At 71.7% G+C, this 21894-nt stretch carries 20 protein-coding genes and 1 pseudogene; 16 read left to right on the forward strand and 5 right to left on the reverse strand.

The window, feature by feature from the left end:
* The 12 genes from AB0M46_RS46145 to AB0M46_RS46200 all read left to right on the forward strand — a co-directional run.
* Positions 1–385, forward strand: a 385-nt coding sequence (locus AB0M46_RS46145; RefSeq protein ID WP_363347076.1) for a molybdopterin dinucleotide binding domain-containing protein, incomplete at its 5' end; no start/stop codon positions are given.
* Positions 382–1737, forward strand: a complete 1356-nt coding sequence (nuoH, locus tag AB0M46_RS46150; protein ID WP_363347078.1) for an NADH-quinone oxidoreductase subunit NuoH — start codon at positions 382–384, stop codon at positions 1735–1737. The genes AB0M46_RS46145 and nuoH, both read left to right, overlap by 4 nt.
* Before the next feature lie 49 nt (positions 1738–1786).
* Positions 1787–2287 (forward strand): NADH-quinone oxidoreductase subunit NuoI, encoded by a 501-nt coding sequence (gene nuoI, locus AB0M46_RS46155; RefSeq protein WP_350610333.1) that lies wholly within the window; start codon positions 1787–1789, stop codon positions 2285–2287.
* Positions 2284–3063: an NADH-quinone oxidoreductase subunit J gene (locus AB0M46_RS46160; protein ID WP_363347080.1), complete on the forward strand. Its 780-nt coding sequence runs from the start codon at positions 2284–2286 to the stop codon at positions 3061–3063. The genes nuoI and AB0M46_RS46160 overlap by 4 nt, the downstream gene beginning before the upstream one ends.
* Positions 3060–3359 (forward strand): NADH-quinone oxidoreductase subunit NuoK, encoded by a 300-nt coding sequence (gene nuoK, locus AB0M46_RS46165; protein WP_190254991.1) that lies wholly within the window; start codon positions 3060–3062, stop codon positions 3357–3359. Before AB0M46_RS46160 ends, nuoK begins: the two co-directional genes overlap by 4 nt.
* An 8-nt stretch (positions 3360–3367) precedes the next feature.
* The gene (gene nuoL, locus AB0M46_RS46170; protein WP_363347083.1) at positions 3368–5281 is read left to right on the forward strand and encodes an NADH-quinone oxidoreductase subunit L; all 1914 of its coding nucleotides are present in this window, start codon (positions 3368–3370) and stop codon (positions 5279–5281) included.
* A complete protein-coding gene (locus AB0M46_RS46175) occupies positions 5278–6807 on the forward strand; it encodes an NADH-quinone oxidoreductase subunit M (RefSeq protein ID WP_363347085.1) in 1530 nt (509 codons plus the stop codon). The genes nuoL and AB0M46_RS46175 overlap by 4 nt, the downstream gene beginning before the upstream one ends.
* A complete protein-coding gene (gene nuoN, locus AB0M46_RS46180) occupies positions 6804–8339 on the forward strand; it encodes an NADH-quinone oxidoreductase subunit NuoN (protein WP_363347087.1) in 1536 nt (511 codons plus the stop codon). Before AB0M46_RS46175 ends, nuoN begins: the two co-directional genes overlap by 4 nt.
* Before the next feature lie 147 nt (positions 8340–8486).
* A complete protein-coding gene (locus AB0M46_RS46185) occupies positions 8487–9470 on the forward strand; it encodes a polyprenyl synthetase family protein (protein ID WP_363347112.1) in 984 nt (327 codons plus the stop codon).
* Between the two features lie 432 nt (positions 9471–9902).
* Positions 9903–10679 (forward strand): IclR family transcriptional regulator C-terminal domain-containing protein, encoded by a 777-nt coding sequence (locus AB0M46_RS46190; protein ID WP_363347089.1) that lies wholly within the window; start codon positions 9903–9905, stop codon positions 10677–10679.
* A gap of 268 nt (positions 10680–10947) precedes the next feature.
* Complete coding sequence (locus AB0M46_RS46195) at positions 10948–11463, forward strand: sigma-70 family RNA polymerase sigma factor (protein ID WP_363347091.1); 516 nt, start codon at positions 10948–10950, stop codon at positions 11461–11463.
* Positions 11460–12341 (forward strand): zf-HC2 domain-containing protein, encoded by an 882-nt coding sequence (locus AB0M46_RS46200; protein WP_363347093.1) that lies wholly within the window; start codon positions 11460–11462, stop codon positions 12339–12341. Before AB0M46_RS46195 ends, AB0M46_RS46200 begins: the two co-directional genes overlap by 4 nt.
* Positions 12342–12414: 73 nt before the next feature.
* Here the strand turns inward: AB0M46_RS46200 and rarD are convergent, their stop codons facing one another.
* From rarD to AB0M46_RS46215, 3 genes and pseudogenes are all read right to left on the reverse strand, one after another.
* Positions 12415–13401, reverse strand: coding sequence for an EamA family transporter RarD (rarD, locus tag AB0M46_RS46205; protein ID WP_363347095.1), 987 nt, complete (start codon positions 13399–13401; stop codon positions 12415–12417).
* Positions 13402–13567: 166 nt separating this feature from the next.
* Positions 13568–13927 (reverse strand): annotated as a pseudogene (locus tag AB0M46_RS46210) (phage holin family protein); the annotation flags it as partial.
* A 476-nt stretch (positions 13928–14403) separates the two neighbouring features.
* Positions 14404–16494 carry a type VII secretion protein EccE gene (locus AB0M46_RS46215; RefSeq protein WP_363347098.1) on the reverse strand — a complete coding sequence of 697 codons (2091 nt, stop codon included), beginning with the start codon at positions 16492–16494 and terminating at the stop codon, positions 14404–14406.
* A gap of 67 nt (positions 16495–16561) precedes the next feature.
* Between AB0M46_RS46215 and eccB the strand changes: the two genes are divergently transcribed.
* Positions 16562–17911 (forward strand): type VII secretion protein EccB, encoded by a 1350-nt coding sequence (gene eccB, locus AB0M46_RS46220; RefSeq protein WP_363347100.1) that lies wholly within the window; start codon positions 16562–16564, stop codon positions 17909–17911.
* On the opposite strand, the gene AB0M46_RS46225 is transcribed toward eccB, so the two are convergent.
* A complete protein-coding gene (locus tag AB0M46_RS46225) occupies positions 17905–18702 on the reverse strand; it encodes a Dam family site-specific DNA-(adenine-N6)-methyltransferase (protein WP_363347102.1) in 798 nt (265 codons plus the stop codon). The two genes, eccB and AB0M46_RS46225, sit on opposite strands and share 7 nt — an antisense overlap.
* A 132-nt stretch (positions 18703–18834) precedes the next feature.
* Here AB0M46_RS46225 and AB0M46_RS46230 point away from each other — a divergent pair, with 132 nt between their 5' ends.
* Together AB0M46_RS46230 and AB0M46_RS46235 are read left to right on the forward strand one after the other, a co-directional pair.
* Positions 18835–19158 carry a WXG100 family type VII secretion target gene (locus tag AB0M46_RS46230; RefSeq protein WP_363347104.1) on the forward strand — a complete coding sequence of 108 codons (324 nt, stop codon included), beginning with the start codon at positions 18835–18837 and terminating at the stop codon, positions 19156–19158.
* 12 nt (positions 19159–19170) lie between these two features.
* The gene (locus AB0M46_RS46235) at positions 19171–19470 is read left to right on the forward strand and encodes a WXG100 family type VII secretion target (protein ID WP_363347106.1); all 300 of its coding nucleotides are present in this window, start codon (positions 19171–19173) and stop codon (positions 19468–19470) included.
* A 60-nt stretch (positions 19471–19530) separates the two neighbouring features.
* Here AB0M46_RS46235 and mycP read toward each other — a convergent pair whose 3' ends face one another.
* Positions 19531–20775: a type VII secretion-associated serine protease mycosin gene (gene mycP, locus AB0M46_RS46240; RefSeq protein ID WP_363347108.1), complete on the reverse strand. Its 1245-nt coding sequence runs from the start codon at positions 20773–20775 to the stop codon at positions 19531–19533.
* Between the two features lie 213 nt (positions 20776–20988).
* Here mycP and AB0M46_RS46245 point away from each other — a divergent pair.
* Positions 20989–21894: SseB family protein (locus AB0M46_RS46245; RefSeq protein WP_363347110.1), on the forward strand; the 906-nt coding region annotated here is incomplete at its 3' end.

A 21894-nucleotide genomic window follows, 5' to 3' on the forward strand; every position in this document is an offset into this window, starting at 1 on the left:
CCCGGGCGTCGCGCGCGGCACGGCGCCGGACGTCGCCCCGGGCGCGCCGGCCCAGCCGGCCAGCGGGCAGGCGATCCTCGCCTCCTGGCACCACCTGATCGACGGCGGCTCGCTGCAGGACGGGGACGGCCACCTGGCCGGCACCGCCCGCCCCGCCGTGGTCCGGCTCTCCAAGAGCACCGCGGCCGACCTGGGCGTGGTGGACGGGGACGCGGTGACCGTCGGCACCGAGCGGGGCGCAATCACCCTGCCGGCGCTCGTCACCGACATGGTCGACGGGGTGGTATGGATCCCGACGAACTCACCGGGCTCGACCCTGCGCCGCACGCTCGGCGTCACCGAGGGCGCGCTGGTCGAGATCAGCACTGGGGGTAGCGCAAAATGACGCCTCTCGCCGCGTACGGCAACCTGGACCAGTTCGGCAAGGACCCCTGGTGGCTGGTGCTCGCGAAGGTCATCGTGATCTTCGCGTTCCTGGTCGTCATGACGCTCTTCGCCATCTGGTACGAGCGCCGGGTCGTGGCCCGGATGCAGGTCCGCCCCGGCCCGAACCGCAACGGCCCCTTCGGCCTGCTGCAGTCGCTGGCCGACGGCCTGAAGCTGGCCTTCAAGGAAGACATCATGCCGCGGCTGGCGGACAAGGTGGTGTTCTTCTTCGCGCCGGTCGTCTCGACCGTCACCGCGTTCACCGCCTTCTCGGTCATCCCGTTCGGCCCCTCGGTGTCGATCTTCGGCACCCACACCCCGCTGCAGCTCACCGACATCCCGGTGGCGGTCCTGCTGGTGCTGGCCTGCTCCTCGATGGGCATCTACGGCATCGTGCTGGGCGGCTGGGCCTCCGGCTCGACGTACCCGCTGCTCGGTGGTCTTCGATCGAGCGCCCAGATGATCTCCTACGAGGTCGCGATGGGGCTGTCGATCGTCTCGGTCTTCCTGGTCTCCGGCACGATGTCGACCTCGCAGATCGTGGCGGCCCAGGCCGGCAACGGCACCGCCGAGGTCTTCGGCATGCAGTGGCACCTCCCGGCCTGGTACGGCGTCCTGCTGATTCCCAGCTTCCTGATCTACTTCACGTCGGCGGTCGGCGAGACCAACCGCGCGCCGTTCGACCTCCCCGAGGCTGAGTCGGAGCTGGTCGGCGGCTTCCACACCGAGTACTCGTCGCTGAAGTTCGCGCTGTTCTTCCTGGCCGAGTACGTCAACATGGTCACCGTCTCGGGCCTGTGCACCACGCTGTTCCTCGGCGGCTGGCGCGCCCCGTGGCCGCTCTCCCTCTGGGACGGCGCGAACCACGGGTGGTGGCCGGTGCTGTGGTTCACCATCAAGGTGCTGCTGCTGCTGTTCGTGTTCGTCTGGCTCCGCGGCACCCTGCCCCGGCTGCGCTACGACCAGTTCATGCGCTTCGGCTGGAAGGTGCTCATCCCGGCCAACCTGGTCTGGATCCTGGCGCTGTCCGGCATCCGGCTCGTGCAGCGCCACGACGAGCTGAGCACAGGCACGCGGACCGGCGTCATCGTGGGCGTCGCCGCGCTGGTCGTACTGGTCCTGGTGCTGGTCTGGCTGCAGCGGGCGCGCCGCGGCCCGGTGACCGAGCCGACGCCGGTGGACCCGGGCGGCCGCGTCGGCGGCGAGAAGGGCTTCCCGTTGCCGCCGCTGAACCTCGAGGTGCCGCCCAGCCCGCGGGCCAAGCGCGTGATCGTCGAGCGGGAAACCGTCCCGACCGGCAAGGAGAGCTGACGTGTCTATTGGTGGAACCCTGAAGGGGTTCGGGGTCACCTTCTCGCACATGTTCAAGAAGGTGGTCACCGAGGAGTACCCGGAGCAGCGCAAGCCGCCGGCTCCGCGGTACCACGGCCGGCACATTCTCAACCGCTGGCCGGACGGGCTGGAGAAGTGCATCGGCTGCGAGCTGTGCGCGTGGGCCTGCCCCGCGGACGCGATCTACGTCGAGGGCGCGGACAACACCGAGGACGAGCGGTTCTCGCCCGGTGAGCGCTACGCCCAGACGTACCAGATCAACTACGCCCGCTGCATCTTCTGCGGGCTGTGCATCGAGGCCTGCCCGACCCGCTCGCTCACCATGAGCAACGAGTACGAGCTGGCCCGCGACAACCGCCGTGACCTGATCTTCACCAAGGAGCAGCTGCTCGCGCCGCTGCTGCCGGGGATGGAGCGCCCGCCGCACGACATGCGCCTGGGCGACTCCGAGAAGGACTACTACGTCGGCGCGCTGGAGAACCCCGGCACGTCCGCGGGGGCAGAGCGGTACAAGGGGGTCCACTCGTGACCACTGACCTGGCGCTGCACACGCTGGCCTCGGCCGGCGACGTGAAGGGCGGTGAGGCCGTCACCTTCTGGATCCTCGCCCCGATCGCCGTCCTCGGCGCCATCGGCATGGTCTGGGCCCGCAACGCCGTGCACTCGGCGCTGTCGCTGATCCTCACGATGATGTCGCTGGGCGTGTTCTACATCCTCCAGGCCGGCCCGTTCATCGGCATGGTGCAGATCATCGTCTACACCGGCGCGATCATGATGCTCTTCCTGTTCGTGCTGATGCTGGTCGGCCGCGACTCCTCGGACTCGCTGATCGAGACCCTGCGCGGGCAGCGGATGGCGGCCAGCCTGCTGGGCATCGGCCTGGCACTGCTGCTGGGCATCGGCCTCTACCGGGCGCTCGGCGACGTCAGCCCGAAGGGCCTGAACGACGCCAACGCGGCCGGCAACGTGATCGGCATCTCCCGGCTGCTGTTCACCCGCTACGTCTGGGTCTTCGAGGTCACCTCGGCGCTGCTGATCACCGCCGCCGTCGGCGCGATGATCCTGGCGCACGTCGAGAAGCGCAAGGAAGACAAGATCAGCCAGCCCGAGCAGATGCTGGCCCGGTTCCGGCCCGGCAACTACCCGGCCCCGAAGCCCGGCCCCGGCGTCTTCGCCGGCTCGGACTCGGTGGCCACGCCGGCTCGCCTGCCCGACGGCACGCCGTCCGACCGCAGCATCTCCAAGATTCTGCCGACCCGGGAGCTGACGTCCGCTGACGTCGCACCGAAGGGGACCGAGAAGTGACACCGACGTACTACATCGTCCTCGCGGCGATCCTGTTCACGATCGGCGCGGTGGGTGTGCTCATCCGCCGCAACGCCATCGTGCTGTTCATGTGCATCGAGTTGATGCTGAACGCGGCCAACCTCGCGCTGGTCACGTTCAGCCGGATCAACGGCACGCTCGACGGGCAGATCATGGCGTTCTTCGTCATGGTCGTGGCGGCGGCCGAGGTCGTCGTCGGCCTGGCGATCATCATGTCGATCTTCCGGACTCGGCGCTCGGCCAGCGTCGACGACGCGAACCTGCTGAAGTACTAAAGGAGCGGGTGGTGGAAACAATCGCCTACTCGGCGGCGACGGGGTGGCTGCACTCGTTCTGGCTGCTCCCGACGATCCCGCTGGCCAGCGCGGCAGTGCTGCTGCTGCTCGGCAAGCGGGCCGACCGCTGGGGTCACTGGCTCGGCGTGCTCAGCGTCGCGGCGTCATTCGTGCTCGGCCTGACGTACTTCTTCTCGCTGCGCGGGCTCGAGAACCGCAACGGCGTCGAGCTGAAGCTGTGGGACTACATCAGCGTGGGGAGCTTCCACGTCGACCTGGGCCTGCTCTTCGACCCGCTGTCGGCGATGTTCGTCCTGCTCATCACCGGTGTCGGCTCGCTGATCCACCTCTACGCGGTGGGTTACATGGAGCACGACCCCGGCCGGCGCAAGTTCTTCGGCTACTTCAACCTGTTCATCGCGGCGATGCTGTTGCTGGTCCTCGGCAACAACTACGTGATGCTGTACTTCGGCTGGGAGGGCGTCGGCCTCGCCTCCTACCTGCTGATCTCCTTCTGGTACCTGCGCCCCAGCGCGGCCACCGCCGGCAAGAAGGCGTTCCTGATGAACCGCGTCGGTGACGCGGGCTTCGCGATCGCGATCTTCCTGATCTTCGCCCACCTCGGCACGGTCAACTACGGCGAGGTGTTCAACAGCGTCCACGGCCTGGGCAAGGGCACGGTCCTGGCGATCGCCCTGCTGCTGCTGCTCGGCGCGGCCGGCAAGTCCGGCCAGTTCCCGCTGCAGGCCTGGCTCCCGGACGCGATGGAGGGCCCGACCCCGGTCTCGGCCCTGATCCACGCGGCCACGATGGTGACCGCGGGCGTCTACCTGATCGCCCGCTCGCACCCGATCTTCGACGCCTCGCCCGACGCGCAGACCGTGGTGGTCGCCGTCGGCGCGCTGACGCTGCTGATCGGCTGCATCATCGGCTGCGCCAAGGACGACATCAAGCGGGTGCTGGCCTGGTCGACGGTGAGCCAGATCGGGTACATGTTCCTGGGCGTCGGGCTCGGCGGCGGCGCCTACGCGCTGGCCCTGATCCACCTGCTCGCGCACGGCTTCTTCAAGGCCGGCATGTTCCTCGGCGCGGGCTCGGTCATGCACGGCATGCACGACCAGACCGATATCCGCCGCTTCGGCGGGCTCTGGAAGTACATGAAGATCACCTGGGTCACGTTCGGCCTGGGCTGGCTGGCGATCATCGGCATCCCGCCGCTGTCCGGCTTCTTCTCCAAGGAGCCGATCATCACCGCGGCGTTCGAGCGCGAGGGTTGGACCGGCTGGCTGTTCGGCGGCGCGGCCCTGCTGGGCGCGGGCCTGACCGCCTTCTACATGACCCGGCTGTTCATCCTGACCTTCCACGGCCCGAAGCGCTGGACCGAGGACATCAAGCACCCGCACGAGTCCCCGCAGGTCATGACGATCCCGCTGATCATCCTGGCGGTCGGCTCGGTCGCCGCCGGTGGTCTGCTGGCCACCTCGGTGCCGGACTGGCTGACCCCGGTCTACGGCTCGGAGCACCCGGAGCCGGCGCGCCATCTGAACGAGACCCTGATGATGATCGTCGGCGTGGTCGTCGTGCTGATCGGCGCCGGGTTGTCCTGGGCACTGTTCCGCAAGGGCACGGCCCTGGAGGAGCAGCCGGCCGGCCCGCTGGTCACCGCCGCCCGCCGCAACCTGTACACCGACTCGTTCAACGAGATCGTGTTCGAGGCGCCGGGCCGCTACCTGACCCGCGCCCTGGTCTACCTCGACAACCGCGGCATCGACGGGCTGGTCAACGGCCTCGCCGCGGGCGTCGGCGGCGGATCGGGCCGAATGCGCCGGGCCCAGACCGGGTTCGTGCGCTCGTACGCCCTGTCCATCCTCGGAGGTGCGGTGCTCGTGGTGGCCGCCACGCTTGCGGTGAGGTTCGGATGAGCCACTTCCCATACCTGACCGTCCTCACGGCCGCGCCGCTCGTCGGCGCGGTGGGGGTCGCGCTGCTGCCCAAGGACAAGCCCGAACTCGCCAAGCGCGCCGCGCTGGCCTGGTCGGTCGTCATCCTGGGCCTCGGCGTCGGCCTGTGGGCCCAGTTCAAGCCCAACGGCGAGCGCTTCCAGCTGCGCGACTCCTGGACCTGGATCCCGCAGTGGGGAGCCAAGTTCACGTTTGCTGTGGACGGCATAGCCCTGGTCATGATCGCGCTGATCGCCCTGCTCGTGCCCCTGGTCATCCTGGCCTCCTGGCACGACGCCGAGCACAGCAAACGGTCGGTCCCGGCGTACTTCGCCCTGCTGCTCGCCCTCGAGTGCACGATGATCGGCGTCTTCGCCGCGCAGGACGTGTTCCTGTTCTACGTGTTCTTCGAGGTCATGCTCGTGCCGATGTACTTCCTCATCGGCTCCTACGGCGGGCAGCACAAGCAGTACGCCGCGGTGAAGTTCTTCCTCTACTCCCTGCTCGGCGGCCTGTTCATGCTGGCCGCGCTGGTCGGGCTGTGGGTGCTGGGCGGCGAGACCTTCGACTGGCAGACCCTGGTCAACGCCGACTTCTCGGTCAACACCGAGCGCTGGCTGTTCCTCGGGTTCTTCGTCGCGTTCGCGATCAAGGCGCCGTTCTTCCCGTTCCACACCTGGCTGCCCGACGCCGGTGGGGCCGCCCCGGCCGGGGCCGCCGCGCTGCTCGTCGGCGTGCTGGACAAGGTCGGCACCTTCGGGATCCTGCGGTACTGCATCCCGCTCTTCCCGCACGCGTCGAAGGACTTCGCCTGGCTCGGGCTCACGCTCGCGCTCGTCGGCATCGTCTACGGCGCGCTGGTGGCGATCGGGCAGAACGACCTGAAGCGGCTGGTGTCGTACACCTCGATCGCGCACTTCGGCTTCATCGGCATCGGCATCTTCGCCTTCACCACCCAGGCCGGCACCGGCGCGGTCCTCTACATGGTCAACCACGGCCTGGCGACCGGCCTGCTGTTCCTGGTCGTGGGCATGCTGGTGGCCCGCCGCGGCAGCGCCCTGGTGACCGACTTCGGCGGCGCGGGCAAGCTCATGCCGGTGCTCGCCGGGGTCTTCTTCATCGCCGGCCTCGCCTCGCTGGCGCTGCCCGGCACCTCGCCCTTCGTCTCCGAGTTCCTGGTCCTCATCGGCACGTTCACGGTGAACAAGACGGTCGCGATCATCGCCACCGCCGGCATCATCCTGGCCGCCGGTTACGTGCTCTGGATGATCCAGCGCACCACGCAGGGCACCCCGAACCCGAAGCTGGCCGAGATCAAGGCCATGGGCCGCGACCTGTCGCTGCGCGAGGCCGTGGTGGTCGCCCCGCTGATCGCGCTGATCCTGCTGCTGGGCTTCTACCCCAAGCCGCTGACCGACGTGATCAACCCGGCGGTGAAGGCGACCATGCAGGACGTCGGCAAGACCGACCCGAAAGCCACCGTGGGTACCGTGGAGGCCGGCAAGTGAACGACAAACTCCAACTGCCGCATCTTGACTACGCGGCCCTCGCCCCGATGCTGATCCTTTTCGGCATCGCGTGCGTCGGGGTCCTGGTCGAGGGCTTCGTCCCCAGGCGGGTGCGGCACAGCGTCCAGCTCACGCTGGCGCTCGCCGGCCTCGTCGCCGCGCTGGTCATGGTGATCCGCCAGGGCGACAAGCCGGTGATCACGGCCGCGTCCGCGGTCGCGATCGACAAGCCGGGCCTGTTCCTGTCGGGCGCGATCATCGTGCTGGGCATCGTGGCGCTGCTGCTCATCGGCGAGCGGACGCTGGAGCCGGGCGGCGCGTTCGTGGCGCAGGCCGCGGTCACCGCCAACACCGACCGCGACCGCGAGCAGGCGGCCCGCGGCGGCGGCGCGACCGAGGTCTTCCCGCTGGCGATGTTCGCCCTCGGCGGCATGCTGCTGTTCGCCACGGCCAACGACCTGCTGACCATGTTCGTCGCGCTCGAGGTCTTCTCGCTGCCGCTGTACCTGCTGTGCGCGCTGGCTCGCCGCCGGCGGCTGCTGTCGCAGGAGGCCGCGATGAAGTACTTCCTGCTGGGCTCCTTCGCCTCGGCGTTCTTCCTCTTTGGCATCGCGCTGGTCTACGGCTACGCCGGACAGGTCGACTTCAAGGCGATCTCGGCGGCCGTGCACGCCGGTGGCAAGGACGACATCCTGCTGTACGTCGGCCTGGCCATGCTGGCGATCGGCCTGCTCTTCAAGGCGGCCGCGGTGCCGTTCCACGTGTGGACGCCCGACGTCTACCAGGGCGCCCCGACGCCGATCACGGCGCTCATGGCCGCCTGCACCAAGGTCGCCGCGTTCGGCGGGCTGCTGCGGCTGGTCTACGTCGGCTTCGAGGGCACCAAGTGGACGATCCAGCCGGTCCTCGGCACGATCGCGGTGCTCACCATGATCGTCGGGGCGATCCTCGCGGTCACCCAGACCGACATCAAGCGCCTGCTGGCCTACTCGTCGATCGCGAACGCCGGATACCTGCTCATCGGCGTCATCTCGCTCAACGAGAAGGGCCTGTCCAGCTCGCTGTTCTACCTGGTGGCGTACGGCTTCACCGTGCTCGCCGCGTTCGGCGTCGTGACGCTGGTGCGCGACGCCGACGGGGAGGCCACCCACCTGTCGCGCTGGGCCGGGCTCGGGCGGCGCTCGCCGCTGTACGCCTCGCTTTTCACCTTCATCCTGCTGGCCTTCGCCGGCCTCCCGCTGACCAGCGGCTTCACCGCCAAGGTGGGCGTGTTCGCGGCGGCCGTGGACGGCGACCAGACCTGGCTGGTGATCGCCGGCGTGGTGAGTTCCGCCATCCTGGCCTTCCCTTACCTGCGGGTCGTCGTCATGATGTGGCTGTCGGAGCCGGCCGAGTCGACGCCGGCCGTGTCCATCCCGGGCGCCATGACGGCGGCCGCGCTGGTCATCGGCACGGTGGCGACGCTGGTGCTGGGTGTGGCGCCGGGCGCGCTGCTCGAAGTCACGCAGAACGCCGGAAGATTCCTCAGCTAGATGGCCGGGTAGGCTCGCAGTACCGACAGTGACGTCCCCCGTGGGTACCCACGTGGGGACGTCCCTGTATCAGCAGTCGGAAGTTCGTATGGCATCGTTGGAGCTGTGGTGAGTACGGGAACCGTGCAGTCGAGCGCTTCGGTCGGGCTGACCCTTGCCGACCCGCAGCTGGAGGCCGGCATGGCCGCCTACCTGCGCGACGTCGAGGCGGTGCTGATCGACTCGGTCCACAGCGCCAACCCGCTGGTCACCGAGGCGGCCCGGCACCTGATGGACGCGGGCGGCAAGCGCGTGCGGCCGCTGCTGGTCGGCCTGGCCGCGCAGTTCGGCGACCCGTCCGCCCGCGAGGTCGTGCTGGCCGGCGCCGTGGTCGAGCTGACCCACCTGGCCACGCTGTATCACGACGACGTCATGGACGAGGCCACCGTGCGCCGCGGCGCGCCCAGCGCGAACTCCCGCTGGGGCAACGCGCTGGCCATCCTGGTCGGCGACTACCTCTTCTCGCGCGCCGCCGACCTCGCCGCCGAGCTCGGCGTGGAGGCCGTGAAGATCCAGGCGAGCACCTTCTCGCAGCTCGTGCACGGCCAGATCGACGAGACCGCCGGCCCGCTGGACGGCGAGGACGCGATCCGCCACTACCTGCGGGTCCTGGAGCACAAGACCGGTTCGTTGATCTCCACCAGCGCCCGCTTCGGCGCGATGTTCGGCGGCTGCCCGCCGGAGCAGGTGAACGCGCTGGCCACGTTCGCCGAGACCTTCGGCATCGCCTTCCAGCTCTCCGACGACCTCATCGACATCGCCAGCGACGCCGCGGAGTCTGGCAAGACGCCCGGCACCGACCTGCGCGAGGGCGTGCCGACCCTGCCGGTGCTCTACGCGCTGGCCTCCTCGGACGACGACGCCGCGGCCGTGCGGCTGCGTGAGATCCTGGCCGCCGGCCCGGTCACCGACGACGCCCTGCACGCCGAGGCCCTCGGGCTGCTGCGCGACTCGACCGCCCTCAAGCAGGCCCGGGAGACTGTGCGCGGCTACGCCGACACCGCCCGGGCGGCGCTGGCCGCGCTGCCGGAGGCCCCGGCCCGCGTGGCGCTGGAGTCGCTGTGCGACTTCATCGCCGACCGGACCAACTGACGAGGCTGATCGCCACTTTTCACATTGACCTATGTCGGTCAATGTTTTCACCATTCGGCACGTGATGTGCCGTTTTCTGCGGTTGGTGCGCAGATTGCTCAATGCAAGCTGGCCGGGTACCCGGGCCGACGACGTGTCGCGATGACACGATGACGGGCCGTCTTGGCCCGTGCGCACTTGCGCGCTAAGTACTCAGCATGGATCCAATTACTTACTCAGACTGGATAAGCGGTCGATGTCTATTACTTACATCACACGGCGTGTCACTACAGGTGCGTCACGATCATGATGTCCAGTATGGTGTATTCATCGCTATGTGCTGAGGGTTGAAATCCCCCCACCTGGCGTCACAAATGATCAGAATGTTCCCTCGACCCTCTCTGATTTCATATGGTGTGACTCCAGTTAGTGATGCGGCTGGGGAGGGTGGCGGTGCGGGATCCACAAGCCGAACCCTCGGATCTCATCCGGAGCGTTTCGAGGGCCCTACGAGTGTTGGAGGCGGTCGGTCAGTCGCCCCGCGGCCTGACCGTGAAGCAGATCGCGAGACGATGTGACTTCACCGTCGCCACTACCTACCACCTCGTCCGAACGCTCGCCTACGAGGGCTACGTCATCCGCCGGGAGAACGGCACCTACGTCGTAGGCCTGGAGATCGCCGACCGCTACCGGGAGCTGGTGCTCGCCTTCCGCGGTCCGGGCGCGGTCATCGACCGCCTGCGCCGCGCCGCGGCCGAGACCGGGTACAGCCACTTCCTGGGCCGCTTCGTCGCCGGCCGGGTCGCGGTCACCGCGATGGCGGAAGGCCCGCGCACGCCGCCCCTCGACGACCTCGTGCCCGGCTACGACGAGGCCGCGCACGCGACGGCGCTGGGCAAGGCGCTGCTGGCGACCCTGAGCCAGGATCAGCGGTTCCGGTTCCTCAAGGAGTACGGCATGCGCGCCTACACCTCGGCCACCCTGACCTCGCCGGAGGCGCTGGACTCGGACCTGGCGGCGGGGGAGCGGCGCGGCATGCAGATCGAGATCGGGCAGTTCCGCCAGGGCCTGGCCTGCGCCGCCGTGACCGTGGTGGCCGACCGGGACCCGGATCGGCGGGTCGTGCTGGCCTGTGCGCTGCCGCCGGCCGAGCTGATGTCCTCGGCCAAGGTGGTCCGGACCCGCCTGCTCGCCACCGCCCACCACCTGGCCACGGTCCTGGACGAGTAGCTGGCACGCCCGCTTGGTCGGGTTCTTGCCGGTCTCTTGCTGGGTGGCCGCTCTCGGCTTCGTCGGTGGCCGATCCACCCGCGCTGCGGCGTTTTGCCCGGTGGTCGATCCACCCGCGCTGCGGCGTTTGCCGGGTGGCCGGGCGGCCGCTTGGGGCGCACCATCGGTTGAGAACGCATGTCGCGTCGCCGACACGTGTTCCCGGGCTGAACCTCTCTGCGTATCGGTGCGTAGAAGGTGGTGGAAGGGATCGGAAACATGTCCAGGCGTGAGTAGAGACGATGCTGACCTGCTGAAGGCGCTCCACGCGGAGCACGGAGACGCGCTGTTCTCCCATGCCTTGCGACTGGCCGGCGGCGACCGTCAACGGGCCGAGGACCTCGTGCAGGAGACCCTGCTGCGGGCCTGGCAGCACCCGGAGGCGCTCGACCCGGCCCGTGGCTCGGTGCGCGCCTGGCTCTTCACCACCGCCCGGAACCTCGCCATCGACGCCTGGCGGCGGCGCGCCGCGCGGGTGGGCGAGGTCTTCACCGACCAGCTGCCGGAGACACCGGCGGTCGCCGACGAGACCGAGCGCGCGGTGGAGTCCTGGGCCATCGCCGAGGCGTTGACCCGCCTGTCCCGACCGCACCGCGAGGTCCTGGTCGAGTGCTTCTACCAGGGCCGCTCCGTCGCCGAGGCGGCCGAGCGCCTGGGCGTGCCGCCCGGCACGGTCAAGTCGCGCACGTACTACGCGCTGCGTTCGCTGAAGGTTGTCCTGCAGGAGTTGGGGGTGACGCAATGAGGTGTGAACGCCTCCATGACTCGGCCGTCTACGTGCTGGGCGCGTTGCCACCGCCGGAGCGTGAGGCATACGAGCGGCATCTCGCTGATTGTGGGCAGTGCCGAGCGGAGGTGGCGGAGTTCTCCGACCTGCCGGGCCTGCTCGGCCGGCTGGATCCGGAGAGCGCCGCGCAGATAGCCCTGGCGTCCGACCTGCCCGACGAGCCGCGCCCCGGCCGGCCCGGCCCAACCTCCGTGCTATCTCCGCCGTCCCCGGCCACACCGGCCAGCCCGGCCGCCGTGTCGTCCCCGCCGGCCCCGGCCGCCTGGGTCGGCCCGACGGCGACCGATCCGTCCCTCGGCCGGCTGAACGGCTCTGCGCCGGCTTCGGGCGGCCCCGCGGCCGAGCGGGTCGACGGCTCGGCCGCGGATCCTCTGTTGCCGCGCGTACTCGACCGGGCCCGCAGTGCCCAGCGCACCGAGCGCCGCCGCCGTCGCTGGCGTACCGCCGGCACGGCGCTGGTGGCCGCCTTCCTGGGCGTGGCCGCGGTCATCGGCGTACGCGCCGCCGGTGTCGGCCAGCCCGACTACGTGGCCATGCAGGAGGTGGCCGCCACGGTCCCGGTCACGGCGTCGCTGGCGCTGGACTCGGACCCGGACGGCACCGTCGTGCGGATGCGCTGCGCCTACAGGGCGGGTGAGAGCGACGAGTACGCCAAGTGGACCTTCACGCTGGTCGTCGTACCGAAGTCGGGCGACCCCCAGGAGATCAACACCTGGACCGCCCGCTCCGGCGACGAGATGCAGCTGACCGCGCACAGCAACATCCAGCGCTCCAACATCCAGCGCATCGAGATCCGCAATGGCGACGGCACCCCCCTGCTGAGCCTCGCCGCCTGACCAGGCGCGCCTCTACTCACGCACCGACCCGGCGGGTCGCCGCATCCCCGCGACGACGCCGAGGTGCTGGCGTTCACGCCGCGGGCGTCGGCGCCGCGGCGTCGGCTGCCTCGACGCTGGACGACGTAGCTGCCGGCGTCCGGGCGGCCGGCTCGGCGTTGCGGGTTGCCGCGCGTTCGGCCCGGGCGCGGCGGGCGGCGCGGAAGGCGTCCCAGCTGAAGATGGCCAGCGCGCACCAGACGATGGCGAAGCCGGCCAGCCGCGCAGGTGGGAGCGGCTCGCTGAACACCGCGACGCCGATGAGCAGCTGCAGCATCGGGGTCAGGTATTGCAGCATGCCGAGGCCCGACAGCGGCACCCGGTTGGCGGCCTCGGCGAAGAGCAGCAGCGGCACGGCGGTGAGCAACCCGCTGCCGGCCAGCAGGAGCGAATGCCCGGTCGAGATGGTGCCGAAGGTGGAGTGGCCGTCGGCGCTGAGCCACGCCAGGTACCCGAGCGCCGGCAGCGCCAGCACGCCCGACTCCATGAACAGCCCCTCGGCCGCGGGCAGCCCGAGCCGCTTCTTGATCAGCCCGTAGCTGCCGAACGACCCGGCCAGCGTGAGCGCGATCCACGGCAGCCGCCCGTAGTCGATGCTCAGCACGACCACCGCGACCGCCCCGACGCCGAGCGCGACCCACTGCGCGGCGCGAAGCCGCTCGCGCAGCGCGAGCACGCCGAGCAGGATGACGAAGAGGGGATTGATGAAGTACCCCAGGGAAGCCTCGACGACCCGATCGGTGTTCACCGCGAAGATGTAGACGCCCCAGTTGACGGCGATGAACACCGCGGCGACCGCGATGCCCGCGACGAGCCGCCCGTTGCGCAGCAGTTCCCCGAGCCGGCGCCAGCGGCGCACCACGGCGAGCAGCACCGCGATGCTCACGAGCGACCACACGATCCGGTGCGCGAGGACCTCGACCGCGCCGGCGGCCCGCAGCGCGTGGAAGTACAACGGAAAAGTGCCCCACAGCACATTGGCGGTGAGCGCGGACAGATATCCGCGGCGCAGTGGTTCCACGCCCTACAACGTAGGCCCAGATCGTAAGGGGCGGGTGGGATACCCGCCCCTCACGTGATGGCGTTCGTCACCGTTGGCCGCGGTAATTCTGCTGGTACCCGCCCCCGTACTGCTGCTGCGGCGGCCGGCGGTCGTAGCGCTTGCGGTCCTTGTCCCCGCGGTCGGGAATCAGGAAGTTGAGGAGCCAGCTGACGATGCCGATGAACAGGGCCCCGAGCACGGCGGTCGGCCAGAACTTGTCCACGTTGAACTGCAGGTCGAGCGCCCCGGCGATCTTGCTGGTGAGCAGCAGCAGCGCTCCGTTCACGACGAGGGACACGAGCCCCAGCGTGAGCAGGTACGCCCAGCACCCGATCGTCTTGATGATCGGCCGCAGCACGGCGTTGACGATCCCGAAGATCGCCGCCACCACCACCAACGTGATCACCTTGTGCCCGGTGTCACCCTTGACGGTGATGCCCGAGATCACCAGCGTGGCCAGCCAGACCGTGAACGCGCTCACCGCGAGCCGGATGAGGATTCCCATGCGGGTGATCGTGCCACGTCCGCGCCAGCCCGGGACACCCCGCCATCACCTCTTCTTCACCCGATCGCCCATCCCCACCTAAGCCAAACGTCCACCCCCGAACGAACACCCGCCCCCGCGCGCTCCGGACGCTCCTCGTCTCCGCGCGGCCTTTCATTCGTCACTCGCCGCACACCCCGGTCGACCCAGCAAGGCACGCGGCCCACAGAAGGTGTGCGAGGCGGCGCCGAGGAGTAGCCGCACGGTGCATCGCCCGGGCAGCCAGCGGGCATGGGGTGCGGCGTCCGGGGCGGGAGGTCGCGTGCGGACGCCCGGCGATCGAGCAGGCGGCGCCCGACCGGCCAGAGGCGAACGGCGGACGACCGCTCGGACAGCGGACAGCGGCGCGGAAATCGGCACGGAGGGCGGATGGCCGCGCGGGCGGCGCACGGCGGGGCCGAGGGCGGAGCGGCGGAGGGCGGGCGGCGGGGCTTGGGTCAGCGGGCGGGGCCTCCGGTGAGCTGGAGTTCGAGCGGGGTGGTGGACAGCTGGGTCCAGCGGACGGTCTGGCGGTTGATCACGACGCCGAGCATCTCCGGGGAGATGCGGGTCAGCCAGCCGCGGGAGTCGCCCAGGCCCAGCGCGTCGCCGGCCAGGGTGGCCTCGTGTGGCGTCAGGGGCTGCAGCAGGGCCAGGTCGGAGCGGGTCAGCAGGTCGGTGTCGGCGGTGGTGAGGTCGTCGCGGACGTAGAGGATGGTGCGCCAGGCGCTCTCCTGGACGGGGACGGCGCGGCCCGGGATGGGGCCGACGTCGAGGACCAGCAGCTGAGGGCCGGTGGCGGTGGCCGGCGGCGGGTCGCCCAGGCGGCCCGGGGGCACGACCGACAGGGGCTCGGCGGTGCCCAGGCCGCGCTGGAACGGCTCCCAGGCATGCGGCCGGGCCGACTGGACCAGCACGCGGGCGCCCGTGGCCAGGGCACGCATCACCACGAGCTGGGCGCAGCGCACGCCGCCGATCAGGGTGGCCCGGGTCGGCTCCGGGCGGAACAGGCGGACCACCACCGGCTCGCTGCGGCGGTTGACGCCCAGCATGATGCCCTCGCCGCCGATCGGCGGGGCGACGGCGGACAGCCGCGGCGGCGTCACGGTGGCCGGACGGGCGCCGCCCAGGGCGAGGCCCTCGTGGCCCGCGACCAGGCCGGCCAGGACCGCGTCCTCCATGGCGGCGCCGCCACCCAGCGGCAGAGTGGCGGCCAGGCCGTCGAGCTGGGCGCCGTCGAGCCGGGTGACCTTGGCGTCCAGGCTCTCCACCAGGCGACGCAGGGCGGTCGTGGCCTGGGCGAGGGCGGCCGCCGAGGGGGCCGCGAGGCGCACCACGAGCTCGGCCTGCACTGCCGGGCCTCCCGCCGGAGCGGCCGGCCCGTCGAACGGCCCGAAGTCGTCGACCGCCCGCCGCGGTGCGGGAATCGCCGCCCGCTGCCCCAGGTCGGCCTGCGGATGAGCGCCGGCCGACGACCCGCCACCATGGCCCGGGTCGGCGGCGGGACTCGCACCCGGGCCATACGCGACCGTCGAGCCGGGAACGTAGGAGTGGACCGGGGACACCACGCCGCTGACCGGAACACCGGGCGCCATCGAACCCGGCGCCGCGGGGCCGGCGGGGCCCGATGGCGGGGGCGCGGCGGGACGGTCCGGGGCGGCCGCCGACGGGACGGGGGACTGGGCGGTCAGCGACAGGGTGGTGACCGACGTCGGCAGGGTCAGCAGGCGGCCCATCAGCGGGCCCAGCTCCGGCCAGCGGCGCAGGCGGAACGCGGCCTGGTGCAAGCCGCCGACCCGCACGCCCGTCCACGTCTCGCGGATCGGGTGGGACGGGTCGTGCTGGGCGGCCTCGGTCACCGCGGCAAGGGCCGACGTCGCCGACAGGGGCAGCGCGGGCAGGCCGGCCTTGGCGAGGAGGCGGCTGACGCGCCGTACCGCAACCACGAGCGACTCCTCCAGATCGGCCCGCCGATAGCCGCCCGCCCGGCGCACCCGCACGGCGACGAGGACCCTCTGGTGCGCGAGCACCCGGCCGTCGGTGAGCTGTCGATACGAGGTGGCCGACGGCGTCGCCGAGGGTGACGGCGCGGTGACGGCGCTGACCAGCAGCTGGACCCGCACCTCCGGCACGTCGCGGGCCGGCGTCGGCAGCAGCGCGCTCAGCGGCGGCAGGGCCGGCAGGGCGGCACCGAGCAGGGCGGACAGGTCGCCGACGCGCACCACCGCGACCAGGCCGTCGGTGTCCTCGAGCACACCCACGTCGGCGCCGTCGATGTCGAGCGTGGAGGTGGCCGCACCCGGGCGGACCAGCGCGAGCAGGCCCGCGCCGCCGACCCCGGAGGGCACCGTGCGGCGCCGGCCCAGGAAGCGGATGCCGTCGCCGATCCACCGCGCGAGCGGGCGGTGGCGCACCCGGCCGGCCGCGAGGAGCAGGGCGAGCAGGGCGAACGGCGCCGCGACCATGGCCCAGACCGGCCCCGCCGCCCAGGCCGCGACCACGAGCGCCACAGCCGCCTGGGCCAGCACTATCCGTGTCCGCGTCGCCATATCGCCCCCCGCCGATGAAGTTGACGGGCTTATCGTAGGGCGCCGGTCTGACATTTTTGGGGGACGGATGGCGTCGCGGCAGGACCAGCTGCACTCGTACCAGTTCACGGTCCAGCGAGTGGTCTCGGCTCTGGTGATGCGGGACACCGATCCCGCGCAGCCTCCGTTTCGCCGGGTCGCCGGCGCGACCCTGGTCGGCGTGCTGCTCGCGGCGCTGGGCGTCGGCGGGGCGGCCGCGTTCGGGGCGCTGCGTCCCGGAACGTCCGGCAAATGGCGCAACGACAAGGCGATCGTGGTCGAGCAGGAGTCGGGGGCCCTGTTCGTGTACCGCGACCAGGTCCTCCACCCCGTCCTGAACCAGGCCTCGGCACTGCTCATCCTCAACTCGGCCGGCGCGCCGACGGTGGTCGTGTCGCGGGCCGCCCTGGCCGACGCGCCGCGCGGCGAGACGCTCGGCATTCCCGGCGCGCCCAGCTCGCTGCCGCCCGCGTCCGGGCTGCGCAAGGCGGCGTGGACGGTCTGCTCCACCCCCGACGGCTCGGTGCTGTTCGTCGGCGGGGGACCTTCCGGCGGTACCCCCCTGGGCGACAAGGGCATGCTGGTGACCGGCCCCGGATCGCAGACCTATCTGGTCTGGCACGGGCGCAAGCACCTGATCCGGGAGCCCGGTGCCGCGCTGGCCGCCCTGGTCTGGTCGGCCCGCCCGCAGGTGGCCGTCGCGCAGGCCCTGCTGCACGCGGTCCCGTCCGGTACCGACCTGGTCACCCCGCCGGTGCCCGACCGCGGCAAGACGGTCCCGGCCGGCAAGATCGGGCAGCTGTACGGCGTGACCTCCGGCACCCGCACCGACGCGTTCCTGGTCACCGGCGACGGCCTCGCCTCCGTCACGCCGATGCAGGCCGCGCTGCTGCGCGCGGCGCCCGAGACCGCGGCCGTGCAGGGCGGCGGCCAGCTGCTGCCGCTCACCGCGGCCGAGTTCTCCGCGCTGGTGCAGGGCAAGCAGGTCAAGCCGTTCGCGCCCGACCCCGGCGGCGACGGCGCGCTGCCCGCGGCGCCGCCGGAGGTCCTCGACGGCCAGCCCGACGAGGTGTGCACCGCGGCGGACGGCATCACGGTCGGCGCGGCCCGCCCGGACCTGTCCCGCGCGCTCAAGACCGCCTCGGCGACGGCGGAGGGCGCGGTGCTGGCCGACCGGATCGTGGTGCCCCCGGGCTCGGGCGCCCTCGTGCGGACCGAGACCGGCGTGCTGACGCTGGTCACCGACCTGGGCCGGCGGCACGCGCTGCCGGTGCCGGACGCCGTGGGGGCGCTGGGCTACGGCGGCCAGGAGCCGGTCGCGGTGTCCAGCCAGATGGTCGCGCTGCTGCCCGCCGGCCCGGCGCTGGATCCGGCGGCCGCGGTCCAGCCGGCTCAGTAGTTGGTGACGACCAGGTCGAAGCTCGCCCGGGCGGCGGCGCGCAGGTTGATGTCGCGGCGCGTCGCCATCCGCGTGGTGCGGAAGCCGGCATAGATGCGCCGCGTGGCGTCCGTGTCGCTGTTGGTCATGGTCAGCAGTACGCCCCGGGCCGACGCGTCGCGCATCTCGTCCGCCAGCCGTTGGTGGTCGTCGTCGCGGAACTGCCCGGCGGTGTACCGCTTGAAGTCCGCGAACCCGCCCTCCGGCAGGTACGGCGGGTCGAGGAACACCCAGTCCCCGGCCGCCGCCTCGCGCAGCGCGTCGGCGAAGTCGCATTCCCGCAGATCGACCCCCGCGAGCGCGCGCGAGGCATCCAGCAGCGTCTCGCGGCGATAGTACGGCCGGTCATAGGCGCCGTAGGGTGTGTTGAACGCCCCGCGCCGGTTGACCCGCCACAGCCCCCGGAACGCCGTCTTGTTCAGGTAGATGACCCGCGCGGCGCGGGCCACGTCGTCCAGCCCGGCCGGGTCCTGGCGGCGGACCAGCGCGAACTGCTCGGGCGTGTTGGGCATCGCGTCGAGGCGGGCCATCACCGCCTCCGGGTCGGCCGCGACCGCTCGGAAGCAGGCGACCAGGTCCGGGTTGGCGTCCGACAGCACCGCCTTGGCCGGCCGGAGCTCGAAGAACACGGCGGCGCTGCCCATGAACGGCTCCCAGTAGCGCCCGGTGAACGACGGGGCAGCGGCGACGAGCGCGGCCGCGTAGCGTGTCTTGCCGCCGGCCCACTTGATGAACGACCGGCCCTCCGCCATGCCCGACATCATAAAGGCGAAATGCCGGAAGTTATCCACAGCGCGGGAACGGGGCTGGTGGTCGATCGTCATCTGCCGATACGGTCGGCCTGACCGCGACAACGTCCACTACGAGAAACGGGGTGATCGCCGGTGGCCCAGACAACGCAGGCCCAACAGGCCGAACTCAATTCCGCGGCTCAGCGGTTCGAGCAGGTCAACGCGGAGCTGCAGAGCATGCTCAACAGGCTGATGCGGGAACTGGAAGTGACGCGCGCGGGCTGGCAGGGCGCCGGTGGCCGTTCGTTCGAGCAGGTCAAGGCCGCATTCAACAACGACCAGGGTGTGCTGAACCGCAACCTGATGGATACGGCCGAGGGCCTGCGCACGGCGGGCCAGAACTACAGCGCCACCGACACGGAGGCGGCCAGCACGATGCGCCGCACCGGCAACACCGACCTTTCCGCCCTCGGCTGACCGGAGGACCTCATGGATGACACGCTGGTAGTCGACTTCGGCGCGCTCGAGCACGCGGGCGCCTCCATCCAGTCCGCGCTCAACACCCTGCACTCCCGGCTCGAGGAAGTCTCGTCGCTGGGCAAGCGATTGACCGCCAACTGGCAGGGCGACGCCAAGGACGCCTACACGGTGCGCCAGGACAACTGGGAGCGCGCGGGCGCCGACCTGGCCCAGATGCTGCGCGACATCAGGGTGGGCGTCGAGGACTCCATGCAGCGCTACCGCGAGACCGAGGCGCGCAACACGCACCTGTTCCCCGGCAGGGGCTGACCGGCCCGCAACGCGCCACGGCGCCCCGCCCGCACCGCACGGGGCGGGGCGCCGCTTGTCTCAGGAGCCGCCGAACGCGGGGGCCACCGGGTCCGCGTCCGGGGGCGTGGGAGGCGGCAGCTCGCGCAGGCCGGGGCGCCAGCGGCGGCGACGGCCGGCCGGAAGTACCGCCGCGACCAGGAACGCGACGAGCACGATGGACAGCCCGCCCAGCGCGATGAGCACGGTCCGGCGGCGGGCGGCCGACTCCCGGGCGCCGGCCTGCGGATCGCGGGCGGGCTGGGCGAGGGGCTGCGCGGCCGGCCGGGGGGAGGCGCCGAGGCGCTCGGTCAGCGCGCGGACGGGGTTGAGCACGCCGGCGCCGTAGCCCGGCCCCGCGTGCCCGCCGTCCGCCGTGGCCATCAGCTGCGCCGCGACCTGTGCGGCGGTGAGATTCGGGCGGTACTGCCGGATGAGCGCCGCCGTCGCCGCGACGAACGGGGCGGCGAAGCTGGTGCCGTCCATGACCGCCAGGCCGCTCGGTGTCGTCGTCGTCACAACCTGCGCGCCCGGTGCGACGAGGTCCACGTACGGGCCGGTCTGCGACGAGGGGACCCGCTGGCCGTCCGGCGCGACGGCGCCGACGCCGATCACGCCGTCGTACGCGGCCGGGTACGGCGTCCGGTTGCCCTGCTCGGCCCCGTTGCCCGCGGCCGCGACCACCACGACGTCACCGGCCACGGCCGCCGCGACGGCGTCGCGAACGGCTGGGTCGTCGCGGTAGCTGACCAGGGAGAGATTGATGACCTTGGCGTGCCGGGCCACGGCGTCGCGGATGGCGTTGGCCAGGCCGGCGGGCGTGCCCTGGCGGCCGGACGTGGTGCCGTTCTCGCCCTCGGTCAGCTCGCTGACCCGCAGGGCCAGGATCGTCGCCCCCGGCGCCAGGCCCCGGAAAGGGGAGTCCTTGGCCGGGCGGGCCGCGATGATGCCGGCCACCCCGGTGCCGTGTCCGACGCAGTCGAGCACCGAGTTGCCGCCGTCGAGCTGGTCGGGGCCCGGCTGCACGGCGCCCTGCAGTTGCGGGTTGTGCGCGTCCACGCCCGAGTCGATCACCGCCACGACGATTCCGCGGCCGTCCGCGAGGGCGTTGAGCCTTGTCTGGTCGTACCGCTGCAGGGGCCACGGCGTCCCAGAGGGAACCGGCGCCGGCTGGCGGGCCGGACCGGGGCAGGCCGCGGGCGCCCGGGCCGAGGCGGGCACGCCGACGAGAAGACCCGCGAGGCTCAGAAAAACTGCCAAAACGGACATCACGTACCGGCGCGACATGGGCACCATGCTAGGTGCAGGACCGATCGACGGGCTGCCCCGTGAGTTCGGTCCCGTGTGGGTGCCGTGAATGAGACAGCGCTGTTAGCGGCCCGGCTTCGATCGCTATGCTGGCCGGAGCGCTTGCCCGCGTCGTACCCCTCGAATTGCCCTGGCCGTATAGGTTAGGTTTCGGCGACGCGGCGGTTTCCGAGCCCGAAGAGGGGGTGGCCGTTGAGCGAGTGGGAGCCGGCCACCGAGGCCGAGGTCGCCATGCGTGACGCGCTGCGCGCAAACGACCAGGAGCAGTACTTCCGCATCCTGGCGCGCGCGGACATCTTGCTGCCGACCTCCCCCGAGAGCTCACCGTCCAGCGACGGCGGATGGGGCACGTGGACGACCGAGGGTCGCACGCACGTCCTCGCGTTCACGTCGCCGTCGGCGCTGCACGAGTGCCTCGCGGGCCACCCGGGCACGCACCGCAGGGTGCCCTTCCAGGACCTCGCCGGCATCTGGCCCAACGTCGACTGGTGGCTCGCGGTCAATCCGGGGCTGCCCATCGAGGGGTACCTCCCGTCGTGGTTCGTCACCCAGATCAGCCGCGGCGACGTGCGGCTGCCGGGTCGTACCCTGGGCGCGCGGGCCCGCATCGAGCAGGCTTCCTCGCGCACCCGGGCGGTGGCCCAGGTGCCGCTGCGCACCGTGCCGAACCAGCCCGCGCCCACGCCGATCGAGCGTCAGCGGATGCGGGCCGACCAGGGCGGACCGGCCGGCCCCGGGCAGGGCGCGTTCGCCGCGCCGCCCCCGTCTTCGAGTCCGCCCACTTCGGCGCCGCCGGCGGCCGGGTCCCCGTACCCGGGGCCGGGCGGGTACTCCGGCGCCCATCCCGGCTCCGGGTCGCCGTCCTCGCCGCCGTCGACCGTGCCGCCGCGCCGTGAGGTGCCGCCGCCCGATGTGGCGCCGCCCGGGGCGTTCCTGCCGACCCGCGCCGATCGTCCGGTCAACTTCGAGCGGACGATGGGCCGGTCGTCGTACGCGCCGCCCGCCACCCCGCGGGAGAATGGCGCGCCCACGTCTGGCGCGCCGACCCCGGGCGCGGGGGCCGCGCGCGGCCGGGCCTCGTTCCCGGGCGCCGCCCCG

The sequence above is a fragment of the Dactylosporangium sp. NPDC051485 genome, from assembly GCF_040682015.1.
Taxonomy (GTDB): Bacteria; Actinomycetota; Actinomycetes; order Mycobacteriales; family Micromonosporaceae; genus Dactylosporangium.